We start from the raw sequence: 18,304 nt of genomic DNA, 5'->3' as shown, positions 1-18,304 counted from the left end.
CATCAACACGATGGTCGACCAGCTCTCCGCCTTCGCCGACGAGGTCACCCGCGTCGCCCGCGAGGTCGGCACCGAAGGACGCCTCGGCGGACAGGCGGACGTCAAGGGCGTCAAGGGCACCTGGCGCGACCTCACCGATTCGGTCAACTTCATGGCGGGCAACCTCACCGGCCAGGTCCGCAACATCGCGCTGGTGGCGACCGCCGTCGCCAAGGGCGATCTCTCCCAGAAGATCACCGTCGACGCGCGCGGCGAGATCCTGGAACTCAAGTCCACCATCAACACGATGGTCGACCAGCTCTCCGCCTTCGCCGACGAGGTCACCCGCGTCGCCCGCGAGGTCGGCACCGAAGGACGCCTCGGCGGACAGGCCCAGGTGCGCGGTGCGTCGGGGACCTGGAAGGACCTCACCGACAACGTCAACGTGATGGCGTCGAACCTGACCGGCCAGGTCCGCTCCATCGCCCAGGTCGCCACCGCCGTGGCGCGCGGCGACCTGTCGCAGCGGATCACGGTCGAGGCCGAGGGCGAGGTGGCGGCGCTGGCCGAGGTCATCAACACGATGGTCGACACGCTGTCGGCGTTCGCCGACGAGGTCACCCGCGTCGCCCGCGAGGTCGGCACCGAAGGACGCCTCGGCGGACAGGCGAACGTTCCGAACGTCGCGGGCACCTGGAAGGACCTCACCGACAACGTCAACTCGATGGCGGGCAACCTCACCGGCCAGGTCCGCAACATCGCGCTGGTGACGACCGCGGTGGCCAGGGGTGACCTGTCGAAGAAGATCGACGTGGACGCGCGCGGCGAGATCCTCGAACTCAAGACGACGATCAACACGATGGTCGACCAGTTGTCGGCGTTCGCCGACGAGGTCACCCGCGTCGCCCGCGAGGTCGGCACCGAAGGACGCCTCGGCGGACAGGCCGAGGTGGAGGGCGTCTCGGGCACCTGGAAGCGTCTGACGGAGAACGTCAACGAGCTGGCGGGCAACCTGACCCGGCAGGTCCGCGCGATCGCCGAGGTCGCGAGCGCCGTCGCCGAGGGCGACCTGACGCGTTCGATCACCGTGGAGGCGTCCGGCGAGGTCGCCGAGCTCAAGGACAACATCAACTCCATGGTGGGGTCCCTGCGGGAGACCACCCGCGCCAACCAGGAGCAGGACTGGCTCAAGACCAACCTCGCCCGGATCTCGGGCCTGATGCAGGGCCACCGCGACCTGCCCGTGGTCGCCGAGCTGATCATGGACGAACTGGTGCCCCTGGTGTCGGCCCAGTACGGGGCCTTCTACCTGGCCGAGGAGGGTGACGACGGGCCCGAACTGCGGCTCGTCGGCTCCTACGGCTACCCCGAGGACAGCAGCCGGCCCGCCCGTATCGCCTTCGGCCGCACCCTGGTCGGCCAGGCGGCCCGCAGCCGGCGCACGATCGTGGTGGACGAGCTGCCGCCCGGCTACGTGACCATCTCCTCGGGGCTCGGCCAGGTGGTGCCGAGCGCGCTGGTGCTGCTGCCCATCGTGGTCGAGGGCCAGGTCCTCGGAGTCATCGAACTGGCGTCGGTCACCCCCTTCACCCAGATCCACCAGGACTTCCTGGCCCAGCTGATGGAGACCATCGGGGTCAACGTCAACACGATCGTGGCCAACGCCCGTACCGACGAGCTGCTGGTCGAGTCGCAGCGCCTGACGGCCGAACTCCAGGCACGGTCGGCCGAGTTGCAGGTACAGCAGGAGGAACTGCAGCGCTCCAACGCGGAACTGGAGGAGAAGGCCTCGCTGCTGGTGACGCAGAACCGGGACATCGAGGCGAAGAACCTGCAGATCGAGCAGGCGCGGCAGGAACTGGAGACCCGTGCCCAGCAGTTGTCGCTGGCCTCCAAGTACAAGTCGGAGTTCCTGGCGAACATGAGCCACGAGCTGCGCACCCCGCTCAACAGCCTGCTCATCCTCGCCCAGTTGCTGGCCCAGAACCCCTCCCGCAACCTCACGCCCAAGCAGGTCGAGTACGCGCAGATCATCCACTCCGCCGGATCGGACCTGCTCCAGCTCATCAACGACATCCTCGACCTGTCGAAGGTCGAGGCCGGGAAGATGGACGTCACGCCCGAGCGGGTGGCACTGCGGCACCTCATCGAGTACGTCGAGGCCACCTTCCGGCCCATGACGACCCAGAAGAGCCTGGACTTCACGGTGACGACCGCCCCCGGTGCCCCCGCGGACCTGCTCACGGACGACTCCCGGCTGCGCCAGGTGCTGCGCAACCTCCTGTCGAACGCCGTGAAGTTCACCGAGCAGGGCGGCGTGGAGCTGAACATCGAGCCCGCGGCGGACCACGAGGTGCCCGCGGACGTGATCCGGGGCAGCGCCGTCGTGGCCTTCCGCGTGAAGGACACCGGCATCGGCATCCCGGAACAGCAGCTGGAGACGATCTTCGGCGCCTTTCAGCAGGCGGACGGCACGACGAGCCGGAAGTACGGCGGCACCGGCCTCGGTCTGTCCATCACGCGGGAGATCGCCCAACTGCTCGGGGGCGCCGTGACGGTGGACAGCGCGCCGGGGCAGGGCAGCACGTTCACACTGTTCCTGCCCGTGGCCCGTCCCGACTTCGAGGACGTGGTCAGCCACGGCGCGACGTCGGAGCGGGCTTCGGCCGCGCCCCTGCCCGAGGGGTCGTCCCGCCCGGTGCCGGGGCCGCGGTCCGGGCCCGGACCGCGGCCCCGGCGCCTGCTCGTCGTGGAGGAGCGGCCGCGCGGTCTGCTGACCCTCGTCGCGGAGAGCGTGGTCGCCGATCTGACGCACGGCCGCGACGACGGCGGGCAGCGGCCCGCGGTCGACATCATCACCGCCGTCGGTGCGCAGGAGGCGGCCGGCGCCCTCGCGGCCGAACCGTGCCACTGCGTCGTCCTGGAGCTGGGCATGCGGGAGGGCGAGGCGTCCCGTTTCCTTCAGGCACTGGAGGGCGACTCGGCGCTGGCGAGTGTGCCGGTGCTGGTGCACCGCGGTCACCGCACGGACGCGGCCCTGGAGGAGACGCTGCGGTCCCGCTCGGCGGGCGGGGCACTGGAGTTCCTGTCCAGTCTCGACGACCTGCGCGAACGCATCGCCCTGCACCTGTCGGCCGAGGAACCCGGGGACGTGCTGTCCCTGGTCCGGCCGGAGGAGCCGCAGCACCTGACGCCGCCTCCCGCCGACGTGGCGACGGGCAGCACCGTCCTCGTCGTCGACGACGACGCGCGCAACCTGTTCGCGCTCAGCGGGATGCTGGAGGTCCACGGCTTCCGGGTGCTGCACGCCGAGAACGGGCGCAAGGGCATCGAGACGCTGGTGAACAGCCCTGACGTCGCGCTCGTGCTGATGGACGTGATGATGCCGGAGATGGACGGCTACACGGCGACGGCGGAGATCCGCAGGATGCCGCAGTACGCCGAGCTGCCCATCATCGCCGTGACGGCGAAGGCGATGCCCGGCGACCGGGAGAAAAGCCTCGCCTCGGGCGCCAGCGACTACGTCACCAAGCCCGTCGACACACGCGAACTCATCGCCTGCGTCCGGCGCTGGCTGCCCGCATGAGCGGGCCGGTGCCCGTCCCGCAGCGCCCGCCGTTCCGCGTCCCAGGGCTCTCGAGCCGAGGAGCATCCACACCGTGAGCACGTCCGAGCATCCGCCCGAACCGGGGCAGGGCCGTGAGCCGCAGCCCGAATCCGTCACCGCCCCGGCGTCCGCGACTCCGGTGGGCAGGCTGGCGGCCACCGTGGAGCGGCTCAGCCGGGAGGTGCGGGCCGCCCAGGCGGAGGCCGAGGGGCGTGCCCTCGTCGAGCTCGCCAAGGGCATCCTGGTCGAACGGCTGAAGTACGGGCCCGCCCAGGCCGCCCGGCAGCTCGCCGAGCTGGCCGAGCAGGCCCAGGTCACCCCCCTGGAACTCGCGGTCGACGTCATCAACCAGGCCGCCCGGGACCGGATGTCCGAGGTGACGGACGCGTTCGTCGCCGCCACCAGGGCCGCCGACGCGGTGGAGGCCGAGTCGGCCGCCGTACGTCTGCGCGCGGCGGAGAGCGGGGTGCTGGCCGCGGACGACACGCAGGCCGTCGCCGACGCCCTGCTGGCGCAGGCGCTGGGCCCTCTCGGCGCGGTGGCCGTCGCCATATGGGCGGCGGGGGCCGACGGCTCACTCAGCCTCGCGGGCAGCGCCGGGTTCTCACCGGCTGAGGCCGTGCGCTGGCGTTACGTCCCACCGGACGTGGTGACGGTGGCGCGGCGCTGCCTCACCGAGCGCGAGGGGCGGTGGATCACCTCGCTCCGGGAGACCGGGCTGCCCAGCATCGGCCTGCACCACCATGCGGACGGCGGCAGGGCCGCCCTGCCCGCCGGCACCGGAGGGCGCATCCACGGCGTGCTGGAGATCGCCTGGCCCACCCCCCTGGCGCCGCAGCCCCCACAGATCGTCCGTCAGGTGGAGGCCCTGGCCGAGCTGTGCGCCCACACGCTGGAGACGTACACGCCGCCGCACGGCGCGTCCCGTGAACCGCGCGTCCTGCCGGACGCGGCGGAGCTGATGGATCTCGCGGACGGGCTGCACGATCCGGCCCTGGTCCTGGTGCCGCACCTGGACGGTGACGGGCACCTGGTGGACTTCCGCATCCAGCACGTCAACAGTCGTTTCCTGGATCCGGCCGGCCGGCCGCGGGCGGTCGTGGGCGGGGCGCTGCTCCTGGAGGCCTATCCGATGGCCGTTGGGGAGAGCGAGTTGTTCCAGCGGGTCGAGCGGGTGTACGCCACGGGCGAGCCGTTCAGGGCCCGCCGGATGAACCTCACCGCACTCGTCGACCAGGTTCCGCTCTCGGCGGTCGCGGACATCAGCATCAGCCGGCACGGCAGCGCCGTCCTCCTGATCTGGCGCATCGAGGACGAGACGGCGCGGCTGGCGAGCCTGCTCCAGCACGCCCAGCGCCTCGGCCGTATCGGCGGCTTCGAGGAGAACGTACTGACCGGCGAGATCACCTGGAACGGGCAGCTGTTCGACCTCTACGGGCGCCCGCGGTCGAGCACCCCGGTGCCCCTGGAAGAACTGCCGGCGCACGCGCACCCGGACGACGGGGTCTCCATCCGCCGCTTCCTGCGCACGCTGTTGCACCACTGCCGTCCGGCTGCAGCGGCCTTCCGGCTGCAGCGGCCGGAGGGGGTGACCCGCCACATCCGGATCGTCGCCGAACCCGTGCTCGACACCGACGGCCGGCTGCTCGTGGTCCGCGGCGCCTGCCAGGACATCTCGGCCCAGCACTGGACCGAGGTGGCGCTCGCCGCCACCCGCGACCAGCTGGCGCACACCGAGCAGCAGGCCAGTGAACGCAACCGGCTGACCCTGCAGTTGCAGCACGCCATCATGCCCCCCACCCAGGCACCGTTGCGGGTGCCCGGCCTGCAGGTGGCCGTCCGCTACCGGCCCGCGGAGACCGAACAGCTGGTGGGCGGCGACTGGTACGACGCCGTCGTGCTGCCGTCCCGGCGGGTGCTGCTGTGCGTGGGAGACGTGGCCGGCCACGGCATCGAGGCCGCGACCAGCATGGTCGTCCTGCGCAACGCGCTGCGGGGACTGGCGGTGACCGGCGCCGGGCCGGGCCAGCTGCTGTCGTGGCTCAACATCGTGGCGCACCATCTGACGGGCGCCGTCACCGCGACGGCGGTGTGCGGTCTGTACGACCCGGTCCGGCGGACGCTGCGCTGGGCCAGGGCGGGCCACTTGCCGCCCGTGCTGGTCCGGGACGGCGAGGCGGCTCCCCTGCCCCTGGTCAAGGGGTTGCTCCTCGGAGCCGTTCCCGAGGCGGTGTACGAGGAAGCCGAGATGCAACTGGCCGCCGGGGACACCCTGTTGATGTACACGGACGGCCTGATCGAGCGCCGCGACCGGTCCGTGGAGGAATCCCTGTCCCACCTGCTGACCACCGCCCGTACGGCGCCCAGCACCCTCGACCAGCAGCTGGACCGACTGCTCACCTACAGCAGGTCCGACACCGACGACGACACGTGCATCGTGGGCATCCGGGTCGGGTGAGCGCGGCGGTCAGATCTGCCCTCGGCCTTGAGGCGTGCCGGTGAAGCGCCGGTGAAAACCCTGTGGAAGCGGTGTCGGTGGGGCCGCTTATGCTGCACCGGACGATCACGCGGGACCAAGGGAGGGCGCGGCATGTTCGGCAGGCTGTTCGGCAGGAGTGCGGAGAGACCGGCGGCGGATCCGCACGCCCTTCCCGTCCCGCGTCGGCAGAAGAACGGGATGTACACGCTGCGCGCGCTCGGGGACGCGCGGGTGCTCGCGCTGGTGGAGGCGGCCGACGCCGGGGACTGGGAGGCGGTCAAGGCGGCGCTGGCCCCCTTCGATCTCGGCCGCGACCACCATGTCCTGGGTGAGCTCGCCGACTTGGACGGTGTGCAGGAGTGGATCGGCCGGGCCGCCGAGGAGGACAAGGAGCACCGGGCCACGGCCCTGCTGATATCCGGGGCCCGCCACATCAGCTGGGGCTGGGAGGCGCGCACCGCCGAGCGCGCCGTGAACGTCACGCAGGAACAGTGGCGGGTCTTCCACGAGCGGCTCCGCGTCGCCGAGGAACAGCTGCTGGAGGCCGCCGAGTTGCGGCCGGAGTGGGTCACGCCGTGGTGCCATCTCCTCACCTCGGGTCGTGGCATGTCGCTGGGCTCCGCGATCAACGAGACCCGGCGTGACGCCGCCCTGCGCCGCGACCCGCTGGACCTGGAGACCCACATCGAGTGGGTGTCGCAGTTGCAGCCCCGTTGGGGTGGCGAGCCGGGGCAGTCCCTGGCCTTCGCCCAGGAGGCGCTGGCTCGCGCCCCGCAGGGGCACCGCCTGGGATGTGTGATCGCCATGGCGTACATCGAGGAGTGGGTCGAGTCCGAGCGTGGGGACTATCTCGAAACCGAGGAGATCCGGGCGCAGTTGCGGGCGGCGGCGGACCACAGCATCCTCCACCCCGCCTACGTGTGGCGCCCTGGCTGGCAGCAGGACTTCAACATGTTCGCCATGGCCCTGTCGCTGGCCGGTGAGCGCCACACGGTCCGGCGCGTCTTCCAGACGCTGGACGGCGCCTACACCAAGTGGCCCTGGACCTACTTCGCTGAGCCGGAGAAGCAGTTCGCCCGCGGACACCGCCGTGCCTGACCACCCGCCGGCCCCCGTGCCCGTCTGCCCGCACCCCGCCGGCCCCGGTGCCGCCTGCCCGACCCCGTCTCCCCTCCCCTTCCGGACTGCCCGATGACTCTGCCCGACACCGCCGCGAACCCGGCCGGCGCCGACCGCACCTTCCAGGTGGATCTGCGCGGGCTCGTCGATCTCCTCTCCCACCACCTGTACTCCAGCCCCCGCGTCTATCTGCGCGAACTGATGCAGAACGCGGTGGACGCGCTGACCGCCCGCCACGGCCTCGAACCGTCCGCCCCCGCCGACGCCTTCGGCGTCCGCCTGTACGCCGACGGTTCGGTGGTGCGCGTCGAGGACGACGGCGTCGGTCTCACCGAGGCCGACGTGCACCGCTTCCTCGCCACGATCGGCCGCAGCAGCAAGCGTGCCGACCAGATCGCCGAGCAACGCGGCGACTTCATCGGCCAGTTCGGCATCGGCCTGCTCTCCTGCTTCCTGGTCGCGGACGAGATCCACGTCCTCAGCCGCTCGGCCCGTACCTCCGACGCACCCGCCGTGGAGTGGCGGGGACGCGGCGACGGCAGCTACACCGTCCGTACCCTGCCCGCTTCCGCCCGCACCCGGCCGGGCACCACGGTGACGCTGACGCCGCGGGCCGACGCGGGTGAGTGGACCCGCCCGGCGCAGGTGCACGCGCTGGCCCGGCACTTCGGCTCCCTGCTGCGCCACCCGGTGACCTTCGACGACGGCACGGGCGGAGCGGGTGCGTCCGTCAACCCCGAGCCCGCGCCCTGGTCGCGTACGTACCCCACTCCGGGGGCCCGTTCCCGTGCGCTGGCCGCGTACGGCGAGGAGGTCTTCGGGTTCACGCCGCTCGACACCATCGAGCTGGACCTGCCTGCCGTCGGTCTGAAGGGCATCGCGTGCGTGCTGCCCGAGGCGGTGCCGGCCGGGCGCCGTCACGGCCATCGCGTGCACGTCAAGGGCATGCTGCTGTCCGAGCAGGCCGAGGAGATCCTGCCCGAGTGGGCGTTCTTCGTCCGCTGTGTCGTCGACGCCGAGAGTCTGCGCCCGACGGCGTCCCGCGAGTCCCTGTACGAGGACGACACCCTCGCCGCCGTCCGTGACGCCCTCGCCGAGCGGCTGCGCGCCTGGATCGCCCGGGCCGCCGCCAGCGATCCGGACCTGCTCGGCCGCTTCCTCCAGACCCACCACCTGGCCGTGAAGTCGCTCGCGGTGCACGACGACGAGATCCTGCGGATGCTGCTGCCCTGGCTGCCGTTCGAGACCACCGACGGGCACTGCACTCTCGACGAGTTCGCGCGCACCCACCGCACCGTGCTCGTGACGTCGAGCGTGGAGGAGTTCCGGCAGGTCGCGGCGATCGCCTCGGCCGCCGGGCTCGGCGTCGTCAACGGCGGCTACACCTACGACCGTGAACTGGTCCACCGGCTGCCCGAGATCAGGCCCGAGGTCAGCGTCGCCGACCTCGACCCGGCGACCCTCACCGCCCACCTCGATCCCGTCGACCGGGAGACGGAACTGGCCGCCGCGGCCTACCTGGCCCAGGCCCGCGACGCGCTGGCCGTCTTCGACTGCGACGTCGCGCTGCGCACCTTCCAGCCGGCCTCCGCTCCCGCCCTCCTCATCGACAGCCGTGAGGCCCGGCACGAGCGCACCCGCTCCCAGCTGGCGCGTGAGCAGGAGGGCGGCCTGTGGGGCGACATCCTGGGCGCCCTGCGCCAGGAGGCGCCGCGGGCCCAGCTGATCCTCAACCAGCTGAACCCGCTGGTCCGCACCGCCGTCGCCATCGCCGAGCCGGAGCTGGCCCGCACCAGCGCCGAAGCCCTCTACGGGCAGGCCGCGATGCTGTCCCGGCGCCCGCTCAGGCCCGCCGAGTCGAGCCTGATCAACCGCTCCTTCCTCGACCTTCTCGCCCACGCCCTCCGCAAGGACAGCTGACGATGCCGATCGCACCCCAGACCACCGATGAGCTGTACCAGGCGCTCCAGGAGAACGACGGGCGCCCCTACGGCCGCACCCGCACCGTCACGGCCGAGGAACTCGTCGACGCGGCCGAGCGGTTCGACGAGCCCCTCCCCCTCATCCACGCGCTCCTCGAACTCCAGGAGGCGTACACCTACGGCTCCGAACCCCGGAAGTCGCCCGTCGTCTTCGCCCGTCTGCTCACCCTCTTCGACGAGCAGCCCGACGTCTTCGACGAGCGCCTGCGCCACCAGCTCTTCTGGCGGTTCAAGTGGGTGGCCAACGCCCTGCGCCACGTGCCCGAGATACCGCTGGCCAGCCTGCGCCAGTGGCTGACGGAGATGCGTGACCGGTACGAGAAGGCGGGCCTCGGCCTGCAGCCCTACTACGGACAGGCGTACCAGCTCGCCGCCCACGTCGGCGAGGACACCGGCCTCGCCTACGAGTTGTGGGCGGGCCGTACCCGCACCCGGCTCAGCGACTGCGAGGCCTGCGAGACCTGCGAGCGCGCCCTGCACCACCTCGCGGCGGACGACGACAAGCGGGCGCTGCGCGCCTGGGAGCCCGTCCTGGCCGGGAAGGAGTCCTGCCAGGAGGAGCCGGCCCGCTCCGTCTCGTACGCGCTGCTGCCGCTGCTGCGCACCGGCGGCACCGACCGGGCCCGGGAACTGCATCTCGCCGGCTACCGCGGCTGCCGCCGCAACCCCTCGATGTCCGGGGAGGTTGGCCGGCACCTGGAGTTCTGCGCGCTGACCGGCAACGAGGCCCGCGGCCTGGAACTGCTCGCCGAGAACCGGAACCTGTTCGACGAGGTGGAGTCGCCGCTGGACCTCCTCGACTTCCTCACCGGCGTGGAGGTCCTCCTCCAGCGCGTCGAGCTGCTCGGCCACGGCGAACTGCCCGCCGCCGGATACGCGGGCCGCACCTGGACGGTGGCCGGCCTGCGCGCCGAGGTGAGGGGCCGGGCCGACGACCTCGCCGCCCGCTTCGACGCCCGCAACGGAACCACGGCCCACGCCGACCGCAGGAGGGCCCGCCTCGACCGTGCCCCCCTCCTGGACGCGCTCGAACTCACCCTGCGCCCCCGCAGCCTCGACGACGTGGCCCCGGCCGCCCCGGCCGCCGCGCCCGCCGCCCGTACGACCGCCGCCGTCCCGGACTCGCTGCCCGAACTCATCCTCCAGGCACGGACGGTGGACGAGGAGGGGCACCCGGACGCACAGGCCTGCTGGGCGCGGCTGCGCACGCTCGTCGCCGCCCGCGACTACGCCCACCCCGACGACCCGGCCGTGGGCCCGCTCGTACGGCTGCGCGCGGACCTGCTGGCCGACGAGGCGAATCGGGCCGGCAACAAGGACGAGTACGCCGTGGCCGCCGAGCTCCACGAGGAGGCCGCGGCCCTGTACGACGATGCCGGGTCACCGGGTGACGCGGCGCTCTGCCGTGCCTCCGCTCTGCTCGCCACCGCCGAGATTCCCGCGGAGGGCGATGACGGAGCCGAGGCGAAGGCCGCCGCGCTGACCGCCGTCCACGCGTCCCTCGTCCGCCTGCACGAGGAGACGCCCGGCCTCGCCCCGTACCAGGAGGCCCGTCTGCTGCGGCTGCGGGCGACCGCGCTCGGCCTGCGCCTGCAGGCGTCGAGGAGCGAGGAGCACGTCGCGCCGGTCTTCGCCGAGGTGGACCTGCTGCACGCGTTCGCCACCCGCCACGACGTCGCCGGGCAGGTCTCCGGCGCCCTGCTGCTGCGGGCCAGCACCCACGCCATCTCCGGGGACCTGCCCGCCGCGGTCACCGAGATCGACGCCCTCCTCGACCGGCTGAAGGCGCACGGCCCCGCCTGGCACCTGCCCCGCACGCTGGGACTGCGGGGCCGGCTCCAGCTCGGCCTGCGGGACGCGCAGGCCGCGTACGCGGACCTCACCGAGGGCCTGCGACAGGCCGCGGACTGGCCTGCCGACGCGGTCGACACCACCCGGCTCCACAGTGATCTGGCCGAGGCCTGCATGCACCTGGGGCGGCCCGACGAGGCTCTGCGGCACCTGACGCGCTCGGCGGAGGTGGAGCTGCGCCGCGGCAGCCGGATCGACGCGTTCTGCGCCTACAGCAACGCGGCCCAGCTCAGCCTCGACCTGGGCCGCGTGGAGGACTGCATCGCTCTGCTCGACTCCTTGCTGGCCGAACCGGACGTCGCCGCCGGGGAGCTGGACGACCGGCTCGTCGCACAGCTGCGCCTGACCCGCGCCCGCGCGCTGCACGCGGGTGAGGACCTCAAGGCCGCCACCGCGGAGTTCGTCGCCCTCGCGGCCGAGTCGGCCGGCTGGGACGACGACCCGGGCAGCCACGCCATGATCGCCGCGGAGACAGCTGTGCTCCTCGGCGAGTCAGGCGAGTTCGGCCGGGCCCGCGAGGCCGCGGACCAGGCGCTCGCCGCCCACGCCCGGGCCCCGCGCTACGAGCAGCTCAGCAACTGTCTGCGCGAACTCGCCCGCCTGCAGGCCCAGCAGCAGGGCCCCGACGGACTGGCGGACGCGCGCGCCTTCCTCGCCGACGCCGGCCGGATCGCCGACGAGGCCCGCACCGCCGCATACGAGGCCCACGGCCGCTCCCTGGACACCGCCCTGGCCTACGAGCACGGGCGGATCAACGCCTACGCCGGCGAGTACGAGGACGCCCTGGCCTCTCTGGAGAAGGCTCTCGCCCTGCTCGGCGAGCCGGGACAGGAGGACGACCGCGCCGGCGAGTGGGCCGAGTGCGTCCGCCTGGCGGGTGTCGTGGAGGGCGTCTACCTGGAACGCCCCGCCCCCGCCCTCGCCCGCCTGGAGGCGGCGGTCTCCCACCTGACGGCCCTGGGCCACACCGAGGAGGCCGAGCCGCTGACCTCCTTGGTCGCCCGGCTGCGCGACGAGGAGTGACGCGGCGCCCCGATGCCGGGGCGGGTGGCCGGATGCGGTCCGGCCTGCTCGCGGGTGCGCGAGCAGGCCGGTCGCTCGATGACGGTCGGCAGCCTCGGCAGGGGAACAGGGCTGGGCCGGGTGACGGGCGTTCGGCCCCCGAGGATCAGTGGCCGTCCTGCCTCAACCGGTCCTGGGCCTGGCTCGCGATGACGGCGGCCTGGATGCGCCGCTCCACCCCGAGTTTGGCCAGCAGGCGGGAGATGTGGTTCTTGACGGTCTTCTCCGCGAGGTAGAGCCGCTGGCCGATCTGGCGGTTGGTCAGGCCCTCACCGATGAGGGCCAGGATCTCCCGCTCCCGGTCGGTCAGGTTCGGCAGGCCGTCGTCGGGTTCCGGCTCCTTCGTCTGTTCCCCTCGCAGCCGGGCCATGAGCTTGGTGGTGGCGCTGGGGTCGAGCAGGGACTGGCCCCTGGCCACGGTACGGACGGCCGACACCAGGTCCGAGCCCTGGATCTGCTTCAGCACGTAGCCGGACGCCCCCGCCATGATCGAGTCCAGCAGGGCCTCCTCGTCGTCGAACGAGGTCAGCATCAGGCAGGCCAGCTCCGGCATGCGCGAGCGCAGCTCCCGGCACACGCTCACGCCGTCGCCGTCCGGCAGGCGCACGTCGAGGACCGCCACCTGGGGGCGCAGCGCGGGAACGCGGACCAGGGCCTGCTCGACAGTGCCGGCCTCGCCGATCACGGTGATGTCCGGTTCGTCGTTCAGCAGGTCGCGCACCCCGCGCCGTACCACTTCGTGGTCGTCCAGCAGGAAGACCCGGATCGGGGTCTCGGGGGTGTGCTGCTCACTGTCCGCCATCGACGGCTCCTGTCCTGCGTCGTCTGTCCGTCACCGGGATTCTCCTCCCGGTGGGCATCGCCGGTCTGTCACCGGTCCTCGTTTGTCGAAGATCCTGCTCGATCCCGGGCCGGACGGCCAGGGCCGGTCGGCCCCCTCTTACCGGGCCTCCCGGCCTCCCGGACCTGCCGGCCTTCCCGGTGCTCTCGAAGGTCTCATTTCGCACCGTACCCGGTGGAGATCGGCGTGAACGCGGCGAGCGGCAGCGCGATCGGCCAGCGCCCCACCCGAAGTGAGGTTCCACCGCGCCCGTTCGGTACCGGGGTGCTCCCTCTCCGGCCCTGTGCCGACAGGCCGCTGGGGCAGTTCGGCCCCCGGTGCGAGGACGCTCGGCCCCTGCCTCCGGCGGGCGCCCGGAGGGAGCATGAGGATGCGCCGGAGGGCGTCTTTCCGGAACGGCCCGGGGAGACGACGAACCGCCGCTCCGCAGCACAACTCTCCGTCGCGCCCCCTTCGTGGACGCTGGACGAGGAAGGAAGTGGGCGTGATGACCCGCATCGTCGGCGAGGTGATGACCCGGGAGGTCGTCGACGCACGCCGGGAGACATCGTTCAAGGACGTGGCCCGGCTGCTGGACCAGCACCGGATCAGCGGACTGCCCGTGGTCGACCACGACGGCAAGGTCCTCGGCGTGATCTCCGAGACCGATCTGGTGCACGGCCATGCGGCCCGTTCCGCTCCCGGCCGGGGGCGGCGGTTCCGCATGCCGGCACTGCGGCGCTCCGCCCGTCACGCGGCGGTCGCCGCCCGTGGCACCACCGCGGGGGAGCTGATGTCGACGCCCGCGATCACCGTGCACCCGGAACAGCCCGTCGCGGACGCCGCCCGTGTCATGGAGCGCCACCACGTCGAACGCCTTCCCGTGGTGGACGAGGAGGACCGGCTGATCGGCATCGCCACGCGCCGCGACCTGCTGCGTGTCTTCCTCCGCACGGACGAGGAGATCCGCCGGGAGGTGCTCGACGTGCTGACCCGCACCCTGGGCCTGCCGCCCCACACCGTGATCGTCTCGGTCCGGGACGGCATGGCCGCGCTGGAAGGACGCCTGGAGCTCCGCAGTGACATCCCCCGGGCCATCCGGCACACGTGGCGGGTCGACGGAGTGGTCGGCGTCGTCAACAGCCTGACGTTCCGCGTCGACGACACCCGCCCGTCCGAGAAGCACCCGTCCCACAGGATCGGGCACTACTGGCTGCCCGAGCGCTGACCACGGGCACCGGGTGCTGCCAGGGCGCGGTGGTCCCGGCCTACGCCCATCTGGTGTCCCGGGAGGGATACCGGCACAAGGCCGCGGTCAGCGGACCATCTGCGTCAGCGGACCGTCCGCGTCAGCGGGGGATCGAGGAGGCGGCCCAGCGTGCCGCGGCCGGGAAAGTGGATCCACCCCTCGGTCCGGGCGAGTTCCGTCTCCTCGGTCGCGGGCCAGGTGGTGAGCCGGCACCTGATGGCCCTGGCGACGAGGGCGGCGATGAGCGCGTCATAGGCGTCACGGCTGGCGGCATACGCCCGCCGTACCTCCTCGGGGATGCGCAGCCACGGGGCGGCGGCCTGGAGCTCGTCCACAGTGCCGAGCGTCAGGCCCCACTGGTGCCGGGCCGCGGCGGGATACACCTCCGCCACCCGGCCGACCCCCGTACGGTCGACCACGTGGCCGAGGCCGCCCAGGCGCGCCTGCAGGCGCGCCCAGCGGGCCGCGACCGCCCCGAGCTTGTCGAAGGACACCGACAGCGGCTGTCTCGGCGCGTGCTCCGCGACGATCAGGTCGGTGTGCCGATAGCGGAGCGCTCGCAGGTCATCGGCACCCTGGGCGTCACGGCCCGGCCAGGTGGGCCGGGCCGCGGCGTGGGCGGACATCGCGGTGACGAAGGCGGCGGGCCAGCCGAAGGGGCAGTCCACTCCGGCCTGGTCCTCCTCCCCCAGGTGCGCGAGCAGGTCCAGCAGTTGCTCGTCGGTGCATCCGAGGAGAGGGGCATGGGCCACGGCCCCGTCCGCCGGCCACTCGATGACGGCCGCGGCGGTCCGGGGAGGGCTCGCGGAGAGGTCGACGCCCAGGGTGCGCATGTCCTCAGCATGCCGTCCCGGACGCGGTCACCGCAGGCTCCCCGGTCACCGCGGGGCAGCCACCGCGCATACAACGAGACCGGGGCGCCACCGCGACGAAGCGGTGGCGCCCCGGTCGGGACCCGCGGTCAGAGCAGCCAGCGGTTGCGGCCGACGAACGGCAGCCGCGCCCAGGCCCGGCCGAGGCCCCAGGTCGCCCCGGCGCCCGCGGCCGCCAGCGCGACGAGGACGACGGCATAGACGAGGTGGTAGTCGGCGAACGGGTTGGTCGACATGCTCGCCGACCCGTCGGACAGGTGCCGGGCGGGTGGCCACTCCGCGATCCACATCAACGCCATCATCGCGGTCCCCGCGACGGCGGCGAGCCGCAGACCGATACCGGCGGTGACGGCCAGACCGACACCCAGCAGGCCGAGCATGAACAGCCAGTCGGCCCAGGCGGCGCCCGCCCAGTCGTGGAAGGTGGACTCCATCGGCCCGACGGCCACACCGCCGAGGAAGCCCCTGGTCGGCGAACCGCCGTCGATCCAGCCCTTGCCGGACGGGGTGGCGTAGCCGAAGCCGAACGTCTTGTCCAGGAACGCCCAGAGGAAGACGAACCCGGTCAGCAGACGCAGACCGGCGAAGGCGTACGAGCCGGCCGCCGTGGCCGAGGCGGTCGCGGCGTCGCCGGCCTGAGCGGCACGGATCCCGCGCCGCGACGGGAGGTGGAATCCTGCGTGCCGGTGGGGGTGCTCGTGAACCGCCATGTCACTCATCCCTTTCCAGAGGGTCGTGTACGAAGCCTCGGTGACTTCGCCGCACCTCCAATGTCGCCCTCCGGAAAGGGAGTTCGCAGGGGCTGCAGGGCCCGGCCCCGGGGCCGAACGTCCCTGCCCACGGGGCCACGTGTCCGGTCAGCTGCCCCAGGTCCAGTCGGCGACCTCGGGGAGATCGGTGCCGTGTTCGCGGATCCAGGCGTGGTGGCGCACCCGTGTGTCCTCCATCAACTGCCGTACGCCGGCGGCACGGACCGCAAGGCCGGGAACGCGGTCGATGACGTCCATGACGAGGCGGTAGCGGTCGAGGTCGTTGCCGACCACCATGTCGAACGGAGTCGTCGTGGTGCCGATCTCCTTGTAGCCGCGCACGTGCAGGTGCGGGTGGCCGGTGCGGCGGTAGGCGAGGCGGTGGATCAGCCACGGGTAGCCGTGGTAGGCGAAGATGACCGGCTTGTCCGGAGTGAACAGGGCGTCGTACTCGGATGCGGGCATGCCGTGCGGGTGCTCCTCCCGGGGCAGCAGCCGGGCCAGGTCGACGACGTTGACCACGCGGACGGCCAGCTCCGGCAGGTGCCCGCGCAGCAGTTGCGCGGCGGCCAGGACCTCCTGGGTGGGCACGTCGCCGGCGCAGGCGAGCACCACGTCGGGTTCGCGCGTGCCGTCCTCGGTGCCGGCCCACTCCCAGACACCCGCGCCGCGCGCGCAGTGCAGCTCGGCCTGGTCCATGGTGAGCCAGTCGAAGCAGGGCTGTTTGCCGGCGACGACGACGTTGACGTAGTTCCGGCTGCGCAGCACGTGGTCGGCCACGGAGAGCAGGGTGTTGGCGTCCGGCGGCAGGTAGACCCGTACCGCCTCGGGGCTCTTGTTGAGGATGTGGTCTACGAAGCCGGGGTCCTGGTGGGAGAAGCCGTTGTGGTCCTGACGCCACACGTGTGAGGTCAGCAGGTAGTTGAGCGAGGCGATGGGCGCACGCCAGGGCAGGCGGCGGGTCACGCGCAGCCACTTGATGTGCTGGTTGACCATCGAGTCGACGATGTGCACGAACGCCTCGTAGCAGGAGAACAGCCCGTGCCGGCCGGTCAGCAGGTATCCCTCCAGCCAGCCCTGGCAGGTGTGCTCGGACAGGATCTCCATGACCCGGCCGTGGCGGTCGAGGTGTTCGTCCACGTCCAGCGTGCCGGCCTGCCAGGCCTTGCCGCTGGCCGCGTAGACGGCCTGGAGGCGGTTGGAGGCGGTCTCGTCCGGGCCGACGATGCGGAAGTCGCGCCGCTCGCCGGTGGCCCGCATGACGTCCTCCAGCAGGTCACCGAGGACGCGTGTCGGTTCGTGCAGGGTCGCGCCGGGCTTGTCGACGGGCACGGCGTAGCGCTTCAGCGGCGGCAGCGGCAGCTCGCGCACCAGCAGTCCGCCGTTGGCGTGCGGGGTGGCGCCGAGGCGCCGGGTGCCCTCGGGAACGCAGGCAAGGACCCGCGCGCGAGGCCGTCCCTGCTCGTCGAAGAGCTCCTCGGGCCGGTACGAACGCAGCCACGCCTCCAGTTGGCGCAGGTGCTCCGGGTTGTCACGGACCGCCGCCAGCGGGACCTGGTGGGAACGCCAGGTGCCCTCCACCGGCAGACCGTCGACCTCGCCCGGACCGGTCCAGCCCTTGGGCGTCCGCAGCACGATCACCGGCCACCGGGGCCGTTCGGTGACGCCCTCCTCGCGTGCGGCGCGCTGGATCGCGGCGATACGGTCAAGGGCCTCGTCCATCGCGGCGGCCATCGTCCGGTGCACGGTCATCGGGTCGTCGCCGGTGACGTGGATCGGGTCGTGTCCGTACCCCTGCAGCAGTGCGTCGAGTTCGGGCTCGGGGAGCCGGGCGAGCACCGTGGGGTTGGCGATCTTGTAGCCGTTCAGATGCAGGACCGGGAGGACGGCGCCGTCGTGGACGGGGTCGAGGAACTTGTTGGAGTGCCAGGACGCGGCCAGCGGTCCGGTCTCCGCCTCGCCGTCGCCGATCACGCAGGCGACCAGCAGGTCCGGGTTGTCGAGGGCGGCCCCGTACGCGTGCGAGAGCGCGTATCCGAGTTCGCCGCCCTCGTGGATGGAGCCGGGTGTCTCGGGCGCGACGTGGCTGGGCACCCCGCCGGGGAACGAGAACTGCCGGAAGAGCCGCGCCATCCCCTCCGCGTCCCGGCTCACATCGGGGTACGTCTCGCTGTAGCTGCCCTCCAGCCAGGAGTTGGCGAGCACTGCGGGCCCGCCGTGGCCGGGGCCCCAGACGCACAGGGTGTCCTGGCCGCGGTCCTTGATGACGCGGTTGAGGTGGGTGTGGACCAGGTTCAGGCCCGGCGAGGTGCCCCAGTGGCCGAGAAGCCGCGGTTTGACGTGTTCCGGGCGTAGAGGCTCGGTCAGCAGCGGGTTCGACATGAGGTAGATCTGGCCGACGGCCAGATAGTTCGCGGCACGCCAGTGCGCGTCCAGGGCCTGCAGTTCCTCGTCTGTCACCGGGGTGGCCGTCTGCTGCGATCGGACGTCGGGCATGGGGGGGGTTCCCTTCCGGTTGGAAGTCACGTGCCGGTC

The 18,304-nt window shown here is 72.5% G+C and carries 10 protein-coding genes; 6 read left to right on the top strand and 4 right to left on the bottom strand.

Going from position 1 to position 18,304, the window contains the following annotated elements; translation table 11 throughout:
• From ACZ49J_RS13940 to ACZ49J_RS13920, 5 genes are all read left to right on the top strand, one after another.
• The coding region (locus ACZ49J_RS13940) for a HAMP domain-containing protein (RefSeq protein WP_467447884.1) at positions 1–3,565 on the top strand (3,565 nt) is incomplete at its 5' end.
• Between the two features lie 73 nt (positions 3,566–3,638).
• Entirely contained in the window at positions 3,639–6,044 is a 2,406-nt protein-coding gene (locus ACZ49J_RS13935) for a SpoIIE family protein phosphatase (protein WP_467447883.1), read from the top strand.
• Between the two features lie 132 nt (positions 6,045–6,176).
• Positions 6,177–7,163, top strand: a complete 987-nt coding sequence (locus ACZ49J_RS13930; RefSeq protein WP_467447881.1) for a hypothetical protein — start codon at positions 6,177–6,179, stop codon at positions 7,161–7,163.
• A 93-nt stretch (positions 7,164–7,256) separates the two neighbouring features.
• Positions 7,257–9,104: an HSP90 family protein gene (locus tag ACZ49J_RS13925; RefSeq protein WP_467447879.1), complete on the top strand. Its 1,848-nt coding sequence runs from the start codon at positions 7,257–7,259 to the stop codon at positions 9,102–9,104.
• Between the two features lie 2 nt (positions 9,105–9,106).
• Positions 9,107–12,040, top strand: a complete 2,934-nt coding sequence (locus ACZ49J_RS13920; protein WP_467447878.1) for a hypothetical protein — start codon at positions 9,107–9,109, stop codon at positions 12,038–12,040.
• Between the two features lie 145 nt (positions 12,041–12,185).
• Here ACZ49J_RS13920 and ACZ49J_RS13915 read toward each other — a convergent pair whose 3' ends face one another.
• On the bottom strand, positions 12,186–12,881 hold the full coding sequence (locus ACZ49J_RS13915) for a response regulator (protein WP_467447877.1): 696 nt from the start codon (positions 12,879–12,881) through the stop codon (positions 12,186–12,188).
• 526 nt (positions 12,882–13,407) lie between these two features.
• Here ACZ49J_RS13915 and ACZ49J_RS13910 point away from each other — a divergent pair.
• Positions 13,408–14,127 carry a CBS domain-containing protein gene (locus ACZ49J_RS13910; RefSeq protein WP_467447876.1) on the top strand — a complete coding sequence of 240 codons (720 nt, stop codon included), beginning with the start codon at positions 13,408–13,410 and terminating at the stop codon, positions 14,125–14,127.
• A 104-nt stretch (positions 14,128–14,231) separates the two neighbouring features.
• Here the strand turns inward: ACZ49J_RS13910 and ACZ49J_RS13905 are convergent, their stop codons facing one another.
• The 3 genes from ACZ49J_RS13905 to ACZ49J_RS13895 all read right to left on the bottom strand — a co-directional run bounded on the left by ACZ49J_RS13905 (position 14,232) and on the right by ACZ49J_RS13895 (position 18,265).
• The gene (locus ACZ49J_RS13905) at positions 14,232–14,981 is read right to left on the bottom strand and encodes a DUF429 domain-containing protein (protein WP_467447874.1); all 750 of its coding nucleotides are present in this window, start codon (positions 14,979–14,981) and stop codon (positions 14,232–14,234) included.
• Positions 14,982–15,109: 128 nt separating this feature from the next.
• Positions 15,110–15,730, bottom strand: coding sequence for a hypothetical protein (locus tag ACZ49J_RS13900; protein WP_467447873.1), 621 nt, complete (start codon positions 15,728–15,730; stop codon positions 15,110–15,112).
• A 147-nt stretch (positions 15,731–15,877) separates the two neighbouring features.
• Positions 15,878–18,265 carry a phosphoketolase family protein gene (locus ACZ49J_RS13895; protein ID WP_467447872.1) on the bottom strand — a complete coding sequence of 796 codons (2,388 nt, stop codon included), beginning with the start codon at positions 18,263–18,265 and terminating at the stop codon, positions 15,878–15,880.
• Positions 18,266–18,304: the final 39 nt, after the last annotated feature.

This window comes from Streptomyces sp. NPDC030840, assembly GCF_055572015.1.
This window is presented reverse-complemented; position numbering and strand designations above follow the sequence as displayed.

What these genes read in the sequence shown, in the direction of transcription:
- ACZ49J_RS13920 (WP_467447878.1), top strand. Translation starts at nt 9,107, where the DNA reads ATGCCGATCGCACCCCAGACCACCGATGAGCTGTACCAGGCGCTCCAG.
- ACZ49J_RS13895 (WP_467447872.1), bottom strand. Translation starts at nt 18,265, where the DNA reads ATGCCCGACGTCCGATCGCAGCAGACGGCCACCCCGGTGACAGACGAG.
- ACZ49J_RS13915 (WP_467447877.1), bottom strand. Translation starts at nt 12,881, where the DNA reads ATGGCGGACAGTGAGCAGCACACCCCCGAGACCCCGATCCGGGTCTTC.
- ACZ49J_RS13930 (WP_467447881.1), top strand. Translation starts at nt 6,177, where the DNA reads ATGTTCGGCAGGCTGTTCGGCAGGAGTGCGGAGAGACCGGCGGCGGAT.
- ACZ49J_RS13905 (WP_467447874.1), bottom strand. Translation starts at nt 14,981, where the DNA reads ATGCGCACCCTGGGCGTCGACCTCTCCGCGAGCCCTCCCCGGACCGCC.
- ACZ49J_RS13925 (WP_467447879.1), top strand. Translation starts at nt 7,257, where the DNA reads ATGACTCTGCCCGACACCGCCGCGAACCCGGCCGGCGCCGACCGCACC.
- ACZ49J_RS13900 (WP_467447873.1), bottom strand. Translation starts at nt 15,730, where the DNA reads ATGGCGGTTCACGAGCACCCCCACCGGCACGCAGGATTCCACCTCCCG.
- ACZ49J_RS13910 (WP_467447876.1), top strand. Translation starts at nt 13,408, where the DNA reads ATGACCCGCATCGTCGGCGAGGTGATGACCCGGGAGGTCGTCGACGCA.